At 73.7% G+C, this 12,657-nt stretch carries 12 protein-coding genes; 9 read left to right on the top strand and 3 right to left on the bottom strand.

What is annotated here, in order from left to right:
* The first annotated feature begins 89 nt into the window (after positions 1 to 89).
* Complete coding sequence (locus tag DEI88_RS12550) at positions 90 to 1,601, top strand: purine-cytosine permease family protein (protein WP_258375175.1); 1,512 nt, start codon at positions 90 to 92, stop codon at positions 1,599 to 1,601.
* Between the two features lie 150 nt (positions 1,602 to 1,751).
* Here DEI88_RS12550 and uxaC read toward each other — a convergent pair whose 3' ends face one another.
* Positions 1,752 to 3,203, bottom strand: coding sequence for a glucuronate isomerase (uxaC, locus tag DEI88_RS12545; protein ID WP_258375174.1), 1,452 nt, complete (start codon positions 3,201 to 3,203; stop codon positions 1,752 to 1,754).
* A complete protein-coding gene (locus DEI88_RS12540) occupies positions 3,200 to 4,225 on the bottom strand; it encodes a LacI family DNA-binding transcriptional regulator (RefSeq protein ID WP_349775202.1) in 1,026 nt (341 codons plus the stop codon). Before DEI88_RS12540 ends, uxaC begins: the two co-directional genes overlap by 4 nt.
* A gap of 194 nt (positions 4,226 to 4,419) precedes the next feature.
* Between DEI88_RS12540 and DEI88_RS12535 the strand changes: the two genes are divergently transcribed.
* From DEI88_RS12535 to manD, 6 genes are read left to right on the top strand one after another with little or no spacing between them, the layout of a single operon-like run.
* Complete coding sequence (locus tag DEI88_RS12535; RefSeq protein ID WP_111072748.1) at positions 4,420 to 5,262, top strand: sugar phosphate isomerase/epimerase family protein; 843 nt, start codon at positions 4,420 to 4,422, stop codon at positions 5,260 to 5,262.
* Positions 5,259 to 5,453 carry a hypothetical protein gene (locus DEI88_RS16390; protein ID WP_349775201.1) on the top strand — a complete coding sequence of 65 codons (195 nt, stop codon included), beginning with the start codon at positions 5,259 to 5,261 and terminating at the stop codon, positions 5,451 to 5,453. The genes DEI88_RS12535 and DEI88_RS16390 overlap by 4 nt, the downstream gene beginning before the upstream one ends.
* Positions 5,438 to 6,466: a Gfo/Idh/MocA family protein gene (locus tag DEI88_RS12530; RefSeq protein ID WP_349775200.1), complete on the top strand. Its 1,029-nt coding sequence runs from the start codon at positions 5,438 to 5,440 to the stop codon at positions 6,464 to 6,466. Before DEI88_RS16390 ends, DEI88_RS12530 begins: the two co-directional genes overlap by 16 nt.
* Positions 6,463 to 7,323 (top strand): sugar phosphate isomerase/epimerase family protein, encoded by an 861-nt coding sequence (locus tag DEI88_RS12525; RefSeq protein ID WP_111072746.1) that lies wholly within the window; start codon positions 6,463 to 6,465, stop codon positions 7,321 to 7,323. The genes DEI88_RS12530 and DEI88_RS12525 overlap by 4 nt, the downstream gene beginning before the upstream one ends.
* Positions 7,320 to 8,642 carry a mannitol dehydrogenase family protein gene (locus DEI88_RS12520; RefSeq protein WP_111072745.1) on the top strand — a complete coding sequence of 441 codons (1,323 nt, stop codon included), beginning with the start codon at positions 7,320 to 7,322 and terminating at the stop codon, positions 8,640 to 8,642. The genes DEI88_RS12525 and DEI88_RS12520 overlap by 4 nt, the downstream gene beginning before the upstream one ends.
* A 47-nt stretch (positions 8,643 to 8,689) precedes the next feature.
* Positions 8,690 to 9,928, top strand: a complete 1,239-nt coding sequence (gene manD, locus DEI88_RS12515) for a D-mannonate dehydratase ManD (RefSeq protein WP_111011447.1) — start codon at positions 8,690 to 8,692, stop codon at positions 9,926 to 9,928.
* Between the two features lie 27 nt (positions 9,929 to 9,955).
* Here the strand turns inward: manD and DEI88_RS12510 are convergent, their stop codons facing one another.
* Positions 9,956 to 10,933, bottom strand: a complete 978-nt coding sequence (locus tag DEI88_RS12510) for a hypothetical protein (RefSeq protein WP_111072744.1) — start codon at positions 10,931 to 10,933, stop codon at positions 9,956 to 9,958.
* Between DEI88_RS12510 and DEI88_RS12505 the strand changes: the two genes are divergently transcribed.
* Together DEI88_RS12505 and DEI88_RS12500 are read left to right on the top strand one after the other, a co-directional pair.
* Positions 10,923 to 11,309: a hypothetical protein gene (locus tag DEI88_RS12505; protein ID WP_111072743.1), complete on the top strand. Its 387-nt coding sequence runs from the start codon at positions 10,923 to 10,925 to the stop codon at positions 11,307 to 11,309. The two genes, DEI88_RS12510 and DEI88_RS12505, sit on opposite strands and share 11 nt — an antisense overlap.
* Before the next feature lie 281 nt (positions 11,310 to 11,590).
* Positions 11,591 to 12,652 (top strand): coiled-coil domain-containing protein, encoded by a 1,062-nt coding sequence (locus DEI88_RS12500; RefSeq protein WP_181441292.1) that lies wholly within the window; start codon positions 11,591 to 11,593, stop codon positions 12,650 to 12,652.
* Positions 12,653 to 12,657: the final 5 nt, after the last annotated feature.

The raw sequence follows: 12,657 nt of genomic DNA, 5'->3' as shown, positions 1-12,657 counted from the left end.
CCGCGCCCCACCCGTCCGGTCCCGCCGGCCACCCCGCCCCACCCCTCTCCGCCCGTCCCCTCCGGCACCACCCTCCCCGAAGGAGCACCGTGAGCACCATCGACGACACGACCACGAGCCCGGCATCCGCGCTCTCGGTCGAGCGCAACGGCATCAACGAGATCGCCGAGCACGAGCGGCGCGGCAAGCCGCGCGACCTGTTCTGGCCGTGGTTCGCGGGCAACGTGAGTGTCCTCGGCGTCAGCTACGGCGCGTACGTCCTCGGGTTCGGGATCTCGTTCTGGCAGGCGACGGTCGTCGTCGTCCTCGGCGTCGTGCTGTCGTACGTGCTCTGCGGGCTCAGCGCGCTCGCCGGCAAACGAGGGTCCGCCCCGACCATGACCCTGAGCCGCAGCGTGTTCGGGGTGCGGGGGAACCGCCTCCCGTCCGTCGTGTCCTGGATCCTGACGGTCGGGTGGGAGACCTCGCTCGCCGCGGTGGCCGTGCTCGCGACCGCGACCGTGTTCGACCGCCTCGGCTGGGGCGGCGGTGTCGTGACGAAGGTGGCGGCCCTCGTCGTCGTCATCGCCCTCATCGTCCTCGGCGGCACGCTCGGGTTCGAGCTCATCATGCGCCTCCAGCGGTGGATCACGATCATCGCGGGCGTGCTCACCGTGCTCTACATCGTGTTCGCCGCGGGGCACGTCGACCTCGGGAAGGTCATGGCGATGCCGTCCGGGAACGGGCCCGCCGTGATCGGCGCGCTCCTGTTCGTCATGACCGGGTTCGGGCTCGGCTGGGTGAACGCGGCCGCCGACTACTCCCGCTACCTGCCCCGGAGCGCCTCGAGCGGCGGCGTCGTGTTCTGGACGACGTTCGGCTCGTCGCTCGGCCCCGCCGTCCTGCTCGTCTTCGGCCTGCTCGTGTCGGGGTCCTCGAAGCACCTCGAGTCCGCGATCGGGACCGACCCCGTGGGGGCGCTCGCGGGGATCCTGCCGACGTGGTTCCTCGTGCCGTTCGTCGTGACCGCGGTGCTCGGCATCGTGTCCGGCGCGATCATGGACATCTACTCGTCCGGGCTCGCGCTGCTCAACGCCGGGCTCAAGGTCTCGCGGCCCGTCGCGGTCGGCGTCGACGGCGTGATCATGACGCTCGGCACGATCTACATCGTGTTCGTCTCGGGGAGCTTCATCACGGTGTTCCAGGGCTTCCTCATCACCCTCGGCGTGCCGATCGCGGCCTGGGCGGGCATCTTCATCGCGGACCTCGTGCTCCGCAAGCGGGACTACGCCGAGCGGGAGCTGTTCACGCGCCGCGGGCGGTACGGCGACGTCCGCTGGGACAGCATCGCGATCCTCGTCGTGGCCACGGCCGTGGGCTGGGGGCTCGTCACGAACACCGCCGCGGGCTGGCTGTCCTGGCAGGGGTACCTGCTCGGCCCGTTCGGACTCGGCGGGACCCAGGGCGCCTGGGCGTACGCGAACCTCGGCGTGGTCGTCGCGCTCGTGATCGGGTTCCTCGGCACGTTCCTGACCGGCCGCGGTGCGGTGACCCGGCAGGAGCAGGCCCCGGCCGTCCCGGTCGACGTCGACGAGACGGACCCGAGGGTCATCGCCCGGTAGCCGCCCCCCCCGCCCCCCGCCCCCCACCTGGGGCCGTGAGATCGCAGTCGTTGCCGTTCTGACCCCCCTCAGAACGGCAACGACTGCGATCTCATGGTTGGGGGCGGGCGAGAGGGGGTCGGCGGGCGGCGGCCCGCCGGCATGGCCCGGTCAGAGCTTGAAGACCTCGCGCGGGATGTCCGACACGAGCCGGTGCGCCGTCCGCACCGCGGCCTCCTCGGAGATCCGGTGCGTCACCACGAGGTCGGCCAGGTACGCCGCGTCGACGCGCCGGGCGGTGTCGTGCCGCGCGGGAATCGAGCAGAACGCCCGGGTGTCGTCGATGAACCCGGAGGTCTTGGCGAACGACGCCGAGTCGGTCACGGCCTCGCGGAACCGCCGCATCGCCCCGGGGGTGTCGAGGAACCACCACGGCGCACCGGCGTACACGGCCGGGTAGAAGCCCGCGAGCGGCCCGACCTCGCGCGAGAACACGGTCTCGTCGACGGTGAACAGCACGAGGTGGAACCCCGGCACGGTGCCGAACGTCTCGAGCAGGGGGCGGAGCGGCGCGGTGAACCCGCCGACCGCGGGCAGGTCGTGGCCGGCGTCGGACCCGTACCGCTCGAACGACGGCCGGTGGTGGTCCCGGTGCACGCCCGCGTGCAACTGCATGACGAGGCCGTCGTCGCAGGACATCTCCGCCCAGCGGTACAGCATGTCGTGGCGGTACGCGGTGGCGTCGTCCGGGGTGAGCGCGGTCGGCCCCCGGAGCGCGGCGGCGTGGATGCGCTCTCGGTCCACCGGGGACAGCGGCGTGGACCCGGCGTCGAGGACCCCCGTGTCGGTCGCGGTCGCACCGTGTTCGACGAAGTACCGGCGGCGGGCCCGGAGCGCCTCGAGCAACCCGGCGTGCGTCCCCGTGTCGATGCCGGCGGCCTCGCCGATCCGCGCGACCACGTCCCTCCAGTCCGGGCGGGACGGGTCGAAGACGGCGTCGGCGCGGAACGTCGGGATGACCCGCCCGGAGAAGGCCGGGTCGGCCGCCAGTCGGGCGTGCGCGGCGAGGTCGGACGTCGGGTCGTCGGTCGTCGCGAGCACCGCGATCCGGAACCGGTCGAACAGTGCGCGGGGGCGCATCCCGGGGTCGCGGAGGGCCGTGGCCAGTCGGTCGTACTGGGCGTCGGCGTTCGCGCCGGACGGCTCCTCCGTCAGCCCGAACACGTCGTGCAGCTCGGTCTCGAACCACGCGCGCACCGGGGTCGCCAGGAAGTCGTCCCAGTGCTCGGCGAGCGTCCGCCAGACGGCACGGCCGGGAGGCACGACACCCGTCCCGTCGACCGGCGCGCGTCCGAGCGCGTCGAGCGGCACCCCGTTGGCGTGGAGCAGACGGAGCACGTAGTGGTCCGGGGTGACGAGCAGCGCGGCCGGGTCGGGGAACGGTTCGTCGTCGGCGAGCACCTCGGCGGGCACGTGTCCGTGCGGTGACAGGATCGGGGCCTCGGCGACCTCGTCGTACAGGCGGCGGGCGACGGACCGCGTCGCCGGGTCGGCGGGGAACAGGCGGTCGGGGTGCGGGACCATCGGGCGGCCGGTGTCGGCGGGGGCGTCGGTGCTGGTCATGCGGGACTCCGTTCGGTGCCGGGGGCGGGACCGGTCGACCCGCGGACGGTCAGGTGGGTGGGCAGGGCGACCGAGTCCGTCGAGTGCTCCGCGACGGCGGCGGCGGCGTCGGCGTCGGTCGGGACACCGCCGCCGATGCGCCGCAGCAGCATCGTCACGGCGACGCGTCCGGCCTGTTCGATGGGCGACGTCATGGTGGTGAGCGGCGGATCGCAGAAGTCGGCGCCGAAGATGTCGTCGCACCCGACGACGCTCATGTCGACGGGCACGCGCACCGACCGCTCCCGCAGGTGGCGCAGCATCCCGATCGCGATGAGGTCGTTGAACGCGATGCACGCGGTGACCCCCGCGGTGACGGCGGTGTCCGCGGCGGCCGCACCGGAGTCGACGACCGGCGCGAACGGCCCGGCCGTGTCGACCCGGACGCGCAGCCGCGCGGCGGCGGCGACGAGCGCCCGCCACCGTCGCTCGTTCGACCACGAGCTCTCGGGCCCGCCGACGTACAGCACGTGCCGGTGTCCGAGCGAGACGAGGTGCTCGAGCGCCCGCCCGACCCCGCCCGGTGTGTCGATGAGCACGCTCGACACGGACGGCACGCGCCGGTTCAGGACGACGACCGGCAGGAGGCCCGCGAACCGTGCGATCTCCCCGTCGCTCAGGCGCGAGGCGGCGAGCACCGCGCCGTCCACCCGCGACGCGATCGCCCCGAGGGTGGCTGCCTCGGTCGCCGCGGACTCCTCGGTGTCCACGAGCAGCTGGGTCCGGCCGGCCGCGGCGAGCCGGTGCTGTGCCCCGCGGATCACGTCGAAGAAGAACGGGTTCGTCACGTCCGGCACGACGACCGCGACCGCCCCGACATCCCGGCTGCCGCGGTCGCTGCGCGGCGGCGTGTACCCGAGGGCCCGCGCGGCGGCCTCGATGCGGGTGCGCGTCGCGGCGTTGACGCGACCCGGCCGGGCCAGTGCCCGCGAGACCGTGGAGGGCGCGACCGCGGCCGCCCGCGCGACGTCCCGGATCGTCACGCGGCGGGGCTCCTGGATCTCGGACGTGACGGCCTCCTCGCGCGCTCGGTCGTGCCACCGACCGTAGGGCCCGTGGCAACGCGATGGCAACGGGTTGCCACACCGTTGCCACAGCGGCAGCATCGACACCGGTCGGTGCGGACCCTCCGCGGTGCCGCATCCCGACCGGTCCAGCATGAGGCGTGGAGGACGACATGACCGAGGCACCCGTCTGGACCCTCTCCGGGTTCGGCGACGAGATCGACGACGACCCGGTCGTCCAGGTCGCCGTGCTCCAGGCCCTCGGCGCGAGCGCGATCGAGGTCCGCAGCGCGTGGGGCGTCAACGTCGTGGACCTCGACGAGGACCAGCTCGCCGGCCTGCACCGCCTCCTGGAGGACCGGGGCCAGTCCGTCTCGGCCGTCGCCTCGCCGATCGGCAAGGTCGACGTCGGCCTGCCCGTCGAGCACGAGGTCGCGCGGCTCGAGCGGGCGATCGCCGCCGCGCACGCCCTCGGGACCCGGGACATCCGGGTCTTCTCGTTCTACCGGTCGCCCGAGCAGACCCCCGAGGACGTCCGCGACGCGGTCCTCACGCGGATGCGGGCCCTCGCCGACGTCGCCGAGCGCGAGGGCGTCCGACTGCTGCACGAGAACGAGAAGGACATCTACGGCGACGTCCCCGAGCGGGTGCTCGACGTGGTGGAGTCCGTCGGATCGGACGCGCTCCGCCTGGCCTGGGACAACGCGAACTACGTCCAGTGCGGGGTGCGCCCGTTCACCGACGGCTGGGGCCTCCTCGCCCCGTACGTCGTCTACCTCCAGGTCAAGGACGCCCTGGCCGCCGACGGCACGGTCGTCCCCGCGGGCGAGGGCGACGGCGAACTCCGCGAGACCCTGACGGCGCTCCGCGACGCCGGGTACGACGGCCACGCCTCCCTCGAGCCCCACCTGGCGAGTGCCACCCGGCTCGGCGGATCGAGCGGACCGGCCGCGTTCGGTCGTGCCGCCCGCGCGTTCCGGGACCTCACGCGACAGATCGGAGTCACCCTGCGATGAGCACCAGCCCCACCGACGCGGCCCCACCGCTCCGCCTCGCCGTCGTCGGCGCGGGCGTCATCGGCCAGCACCACGCCCGTGTCGCCGCACAGCACCCGGACCTCGACCTCGTCGCCTCGTCGACGCCGTCCCCGCGGCGGCCGTGGCCCTGGCGGACGAGATCACCGCGACCGGCGTGCAGCGACCCCTGACGGCGACGACCATCCGCGAGGCCGTCGACGCCGTGGCGATCGACATCGTCGCGATCTGCTCGCCGTCCGGGATGCACGTCGACCTCGCGACCGCGGCGATCGCGGCCGGCAAGCACGTCCTCATCGAGAAGCCGCTCGACACGACGATCCCGCGGGCACGGAAGCTCGCGGCGCTCGCCGCGTCCGCTCGCGACCGGGGGCTCGTCGTGTCCGTCGTGAGCCAGCACCGGTTCGACCCGGCCTCGGTCGCGGTGGCCCGGGCCGCGCACTCGGGCGGGTTCGGCACCCTCACGAGCGGCGTCGCGAGCGTCGCCTGGTACCGCTCGCAGGGCTACTACGACTCCGGCGACTGGCGGGGTACCTGGGCGCTCGACGGCGGTGGCGCGGTCATGAACCAGGGTGTGCACACCGTCGACCTGCTCGTCTGGACGCTCGGGCGCCCGGTCGAGGTGTCGGCGCGTACCGGTCGACTCGCCCACGAGCGGATCGAGGTCGAGGACACCGCGGTCGCGACGGTCCTGTTCGACGGTGGCGCCCTCGCCGTCGTCCACTGCACGACGGCCGCCTACCCGGGGCTGTCCGCGCGGTACCAGGTGCACGGCACGCGCGGTTCGGCGATCGTCGACGACGACCGACTCGCCTTCTTCCACATGGCGCCCGACGACGCGGCCCTGGTGTCCGCGTCGACGACGAGCGGCGCCCAGGCCGTCGCGGGTGCCACGGACCAGCGGGCCGAGGTGGTGCCGCCCGAGCACGTCGTCGGCGGCCCGTCGGAGCCGGATGCGTTCCTCCACGGCCACGCTCGGCAGTACGACGACCTCGTCGACGCGATCCGCGACGGGCGCGAGCCCGGGGTAACGGTCGAGGCCGCCCTGCTGTCCCTGGCGACCGTGCGGGCCCTGTACGTGTCGGCGACGCTCGGCGTGCCGGTCCGTGTCGACGACGTCCTGATCGGCCGGTACGACGACGTCGAACCCATGGTCGGCCCGGGCCCGGGGAGCGTGCTCGCATGAGGTTCTCGGTGTTCACGGCGGCGACGCCGGAGTGGAGCCCCGACCAGGCCGTGTCGATGCTCGCCGCGCAGGGCTGGGACGGCGTCGAGTGGCGCGTCACGGACCAACCGGACGCCCAGGGCGCACCGGGGTTCTGGGCCGGCAACCGTGCCACCTGGCCGTTCACGGGCCTGGAGGACCGGCTCGGGCAGATCGCGCGCGTGACCGCCGGCTCGGGGCTCGCGTACTCCGGCATCGGCGGGTACCAGCAGGCGTCGGACCACGACGCGGTCCTGCGGATGCTCCGGGCCACCGCGGAGCTCGGGGCCGAGCGCGTCCGGGTCACGATGCCGCACACCCGGACGGGCACCCCGTACCCGCAGCTGTTCGACCGCACGCGCGCCGACCTCGAGTGGATCGCCGCGCGGGCCGCGGAGCTCGGCGTGCAGGCGCTCGTCGAGCTCCACCACGGCACGATCACCGCGTCGGCGTCCGCGGCGCTCCGGCTCGTCGACGGTCTCGACCCCGCGCACGTCGGGGTCATCCACGACCTCGGCAACCTCGTCATCGAGGGACGTGAGGACCACCTCGCCGCCTTCGAGCTGCTCGGCCCCTACCTGGCGCACGTGCACGTCAAGAACGTCCGCTGGGTGCCGACCGACGACCGACGCGCGGACGGCAGCACGGTGTGGGTGCACGAGTGGGCCACGCTCCGGACCGGGCAGGAGTCCGTCGCGGACTACCTCGCCGACCTGCGGACCGTCGGGTACGACGGCTGGGTCACGGTCGAGGACTTCTCGACCGAGCTGCCCCTCGTGGACCGCACGGCCGACGACCTCGCGTTCCTCCGCTCGCTCGTGTCGACGGACACCCCGTGACGGGCGGCACCACACCCGACCGCCGACCGGGCATCGTCCACCTGGGGATCGGTGCGTTCGCCCGCGCCCACCTCGCCTGGTACACGCAACGCGCCGGCACCGACGACGACGGACGCGCCTGGGGCATCGTCGGCTTCACCGGGCGGTCACCCGACGCCGCCACCACGCTCACGGCGCAGGACTGCCGGTACACGCTCGTCGAGCGCGCGGGCGACGGCGACACCGCGACCGCCATGGACGTCGTCGTCGCCGCGCACCCCGGGTCCGACACATCGGCCTGGAGGACCGCCCTCGCGTCCCCGACGACGGCGATCGTCACGCTCACCGTCACCGAGGCCGGCTACCGGCCGGGGTCCGGCGTCGCGGACCGGCTCGTCGACGGCCTCCGGGCGCGGGCGACCGCGGCGGGCGGCCCCCTCACGCTCGTCAGCCTCGACAACCTCGCCGGGAACGGCCGGGTCCTCGCCGGTGCCGTGCGGGAGGCGGTCGGGGCGGACCCGGACCTCCTCGCCTGGATCGACCGGAACGTGACGTTCCCCGACGCCATGGTCGACCGGATCACCCCGGCCACGACCGACGAGGACCGCGCCGCCGTCCAGGAGCTGCCCGGCGCGGTGCCCGACGACCGCGTGCCGGTCGTCACCGAGCCGTTCGCCGAGTGGGTCCTCGCCGACCGCTTCGCGGGGGACCGGCCGCCATGGGAGCGTGCCGGGGTCCGCATCGTCGACGACGTCGAGCCGTACGAGCAGCGGAAGCTGTGGCTCCTCAACGCCGCGCACTCGCTGCTCGCCTACCTCGGCCTCCTGCTCGGGCACACGACGGTGGCCGAAGCGATCGCCGACTCGCGCTGCCGCGGCCGCGTCGACCAGCTGTGGGACGAGGCCGGAGCCGAGGTGCGCCTCCCGGCCGACGAGATCGCCGCCGCGCGTGCGGCGATGCTCGAGCGGTGGGCGAACCCGCGGATCCGCCACACGCTGCGACAGATCGCGAGCGACGGCTCGCGCAAGCTCCCCGTGCGGATCGTCGACCCCCTGCGACGGCGACTCGCGCGCGATCCGGACACCGGCGTCGGACCCGGCACGGCGACGGTCGTCGCGGCGTGGTGGCTGCACTGCGCCCTGCAGGCCGACCTCGTGTCGGACGACGGCGCCCCCGCCCCGGACGCCGACGTGCACGACGTGCTGGCGGTGCTCGACCCGGACCTCGACACCGACCCGGTCGTGGCCGCGATCACCGCGGCGGCGACCCGCATCAGGACCATGATGGACAGCGACGACGGCGACGAGGCCGTCGATCCGACACGAGGAGCGACCGCATGACCGCCACCGACCTCCCCTCCACGCGCTCCACCCGGGGTGCGCGGGGGATGCGCATCACGAAGGCCGAGGTCGTGGTGACGAGCCCGGACCGGAACTTCACCACCCTGAAGCTCACGACCGAGGACGGCATCACCGGTCTCGGGGACGCGACGCTGAACGGCCGAGAGCTCGCCGTCGTGTCGTACCTGCGTGACCACGTCGTGCCGATGCTCATCGACCGCGACGCCTCGCGCATCGAGGACACCTGGCAGCTCCTGTACCGCGGGGCGTACTGGCGTCGCGGTCCCGTGACGATGGCCGCCATCGCCGCGGTCGACATCGCGCTCTGGGACATCAAGGCCAAGGCCGCTGGCATGCCCCTGTACCAGCTGCTCGGCGGCGCCTCGCGTGAGGGGCTCATGGCGTACGGACACGCGTCGGGCAAGGACCTGCCGGAGCTGTTCGACTCGATCCGGGAACACCAGGAGCAGGGCTACCGGTCGATCCGCGTGCAGACCGGCGTGCCGGGGCTCAAGAGCATCTACGGCATCGCGTCGAACGCCCGGCTCGACGGCGACCAGGGCGTCCGGTACGACCACGAGCCCGCGCAGCGCGGGGCCCTGCCGGCGCAGGAGGACTGGGACACCCGGTCGTACCTGCGCCACGTGCCCACCGTGTTCGAGGCCGTGCGGAACGAGTTCGGGCCCGAGCTGCCGCTGCTCCACGACGCCCACCACCGGATGACCCCGATCCAGGCCGCGCAGCTCGGCAAGTCCCTGGAGCCGTACGACCTGTTCTGGCTCGAGGACTGCACCCCGGCCGAGAACCCCGAGGCCCTCCGGCTCGTCCGCCAGCACACCACGACACCGCTCGCGATCGGCGAGGTGTTCAACTCGCTCTGGGACTACCAGCAGATCATCCGCGAGCAACTCATCGACTACGTCCGGAGCGCGGTCACCCACACCGGCGGGATCAGCCACCTGCGGAAGCTCGTCGAGTACGCCGCGCAGTACCAGATCCGCTCCGGGTTCCACGGGCCGACCGACATCTCACCGGTCGGGATGGCGGCCCAGATGCACCTCGGCCTCGCGATCCACAACTTCGGGATCCAGGAGTACATGCAGCACGGGGCTCGGACGAACGCCGTGTTCCAGCAGTCCTTCACGTTCGAGGACGGTCTGCTCCACCCGGGCGACCAGCCGGGCATCGGGGTGGACCTCGACGTCGACGAGGCGGGGAAGTACCCGTACGAGCAGGCGTACCTGCCATACAACCGCCTGGCGGACGGCACCGTGCACGACTGGTGACCCCGCGGAGGACGTCGCTCGATGTCGCTACTGGGCGGCGATCCCGGCGAAGGTGTCGAAGGACGCCTTGCGCTGGTGTGACCAGGTGTAGAGCCCGAAGTCGCCGTCCTGGCCGTCGTCCTGCCAGCCGTAGAGGAACACCGGCCCGACCTGCGGGTACTGCGCGGCGATCTGGTACAGCTCCTTGATGGTCTCCTGCTGCTGTGCGACGGAGAACGCCGGGTAGTTGCCGTCCGAGCCGGTCGGCATGCCGCTCTCGGTCCACCAGATCGGCATCGAACCGTCCCCGTACTGGCGCATGACGGCGAGCAGGTCCGGCAGGACGGACAGCAGGTTGTAGCCGCCGTCCGCGGTCATCGGCATCACCGGGTAGGTGTACGGGTGCAGGTTGACGGCGTCGAACCAGCCCGCCGCACCGTTCCAGTACATCTGGCGGATGAAGTCGATGGGGTTGTAGTCGTTGCCCTGGGGGCCGCTCCCCGAGACCTGCCGCCCGAACGGTGCCATGCCCGCCATGAGCACGGTGGCCTGCGGGTCGGCCTGGTGGATGATGGGGTACACCGTGCGCAGCAGACCGGCGTAGGCAGCGGGGTTCGCGTGGCCGCCCGCCCACGTCCAGCCGAGGTTGACCTCGTTGCCGATCTCGAAGTCGTGGATGCCCCCGGCCGCGAGGCGCCGCACCGAGTAGGTCATCCAGCCGTTCTGCGCCGAGTACCCGGCGGATTCCGGCATGGATGCCGTGCCGTCACCGAAGATGACCTCGACGTTGAGACCCGCCATGCGGGCCTGCGTGATCGTCTGGTCGGAGGCGCCGCCGTGCCCGGTGGGGTTGCCGGCGTAGTTGTAGTCGAGCCGGACCCACTGCACGCCCGCGGAGCGCATGTCCTGGAACACCGAGCGCGCTCCACTGGCGGACATCGTGTTGATCTCCGACTCGTACAGGCCGCCGGGCGAGATGCCCTTGCCGTGCACGATCCCGGATGCTGCGGCGGTCGTGGCCGTCACTGCCGACGCCGGCACCGCCGACGCGCTCGCGGCGGCCGTGGTCGCGGTGATGGTGCGCGGGGCGGGCGACGCAAGGTCCGCCCGCACTACCGGGGTGGCCGTCGTCGGCGCGGGCGACGCCGCCGCGGGGGCGGCAGTGGCACTCGGCTTCGAGGAGGCGGTGGTCGCAGCGTCGGCGGTGGTGCCGCCCTGGGGCAGCGCACATGCCATCAGCGCCACCGACGACGCCACTGCGGCGACCGTCACCGGGAGCGCCCAGCGCACGCGGCGTCGGGCCGAGCGGTTCGTTCCGCTCGTCGTGGTCTCGTTCATGGTCGGGTCCGTGTTGTCCATGGGCTCGTTCCTCCCTGAAGGTCGTGAGCGACCAGAAACGTAACGGTTTTCCGTACCCCCGGATTCGGCTGATTCTCAGGCACGCCTGTTGACTGCCGGGCGCGGATGTGAGGGTCCGTGGAGCGCCCTGTCACCTGTTCGGGGGTCAGGCGAATTACCTGTACGAGTTCGCAGCATCCGATTCGCTCGGACAGGTCGCGCACGGCCTCACGACCCGGTTGGGGGCACCCTCTGCAGGGCGGCGACGTCCGCAGCGGTGGATGCGGCGCGAGCCGGCGGGTGAGGCGCGAGCCGGCGGTCGCGGCGCGGGGCAGACTCGGCGGCATGGACCCCGAGCAGCTCGCCGCCGTCGCGCGCGAGCTGTACCGGCGACGCCCCGAGGACTTCGTCGCCGAACGGACCGCGCGGGCACGCGATCTCCGGAAGCGTGACCGGGCCTTGTCGGACGGCGTGAAGGCGCTCCGCAAGCCCTCGCCCGCCGCGTGGGTCGTCGACCTGCTCGCGGCGCAGGGCGCCCTCGACGACGCGGTCGACCTCGGACCGGCGCTCCGCGCTGCGCAGGAGCAGGCCGACCCGCGGGCGATCAGCCGGCTCCGGCGCGAGCGGGCCTCGCTCGTGGCGTCGCTCACGGATGCCGGGGCCGATCTGGCTCGCGACGCCGGGCACGAGCCGTCGGACGTCGTGCTCGAGCAGGTCGGGGCGACGGTCGAGGCGGCCATGGCGGACCCCCGTGCGGGTGCTGCCGTGCGGTCCGGGATGCTCGTCCGCGCGCTCGAGGCCGTCGGGTTCGAGCCGGTCGACCTCGACGGCGCCGTGGCGGTGCCCGAGGCGGTGCCCGACATCGACGGGGAGGGCGCCGAGGCTGAGCCGGAGCCGGAGCCGGAGCCGGAGCCGGAGCCGGAGCCGGAGCCGGAGCCGGAGCCGGAGCCCGGGCCGGAGCCCGACGCGGAGCCGGAGCCCGAGCCCAGGCCGCCCCGCCGTCCGCGCGGGGGCACCGGCCGTCCGCGCCGCGCGACCGGTGGCCATCCGGCGGACGCGCCCCGGTCCTCCCGTCCGACGCAGGGCGACGACCACGACCACGACCACGACCGCGTCCGCCAGGAGGCCCGGACGGCCGAGGCGGCGGCACGCGACGCCGCCCGGACCGCCGACGACGACCTCGAGCGCCTCGAGGACGCGCTCGACGACGCCGACCAGCGTCGTCGTGACCTCGAGGGGCGCCGGCACGACCTCGAGGAGGAGCTCGCCGCGGTCCGCCGGGACCTCGACGACGCCGAACGGGAGACGCAGCGGCTCGAGGACGATCGCGACGCCGCGGAGGAACGCGCGGACGAGGCGCGGACGGCGCTCCGGCGGGCCCGCGCGCACCGGCGCGAGGTGGGCTGAGCCCG

The organism is Curtobacterium sp. MCBD17_003 (assembly GCF_003234885.2).
Lineage (GTDB): Bacteria > Actinomycetota > Actinomycetes > Actinomycetales > Microbacteriaceae > Curtobacterium.
This window is presented reverse-complemented; position numbering and strand designations above follow the sequence as displayed.

Excerpts from the sequence above, each read along its gene's own strand:
- uxaC (WP_258375174.1), bottom strand. The coding sequence starts at position 3,203 with ATGACCAGCACCGACGCCCCCGCCGACACCGGCCGCCCGATGGTCCCG.
- DEI88_RS12535 (WP_111072748.1), top strand. The coding sequence starts at position 4,420 with ATGACCGAGGCACCCGTCTGGACCCTCTCCGGGTTCGGCGACGAGATC.
- DEI88_RS16390 (WP_349775201.1), top strand. The coding sequence starts at position 5,259 with ATGAGCACCAGCCCCACCGACGCGGCCCCACCGCTCCGCCTCGCCGTC.
- DEI88_RS12525 (WP_111072746.1), top strand. The coding sequence starts at position 6,463 with ATGAGGTTCTCGGTGTTCACGGCGGCGACGCCGGAGTGGAGCCCCGAC.
- manD (WP_111011447.1), top strand. The coding sequence starts at position 8,690 with ATGCGCATCACGAAGGCCGAGGTCGTGGTGACGAGCCCGGACCGGAAC.
- DEI88_RS12500 (WP_181441292.1), top strand. The coding sequence starts at position 11,591 with ATGGACCCCGAGCAGCTCGCCGCCGTCGCGCGCGAGCTGTACCGGCGA.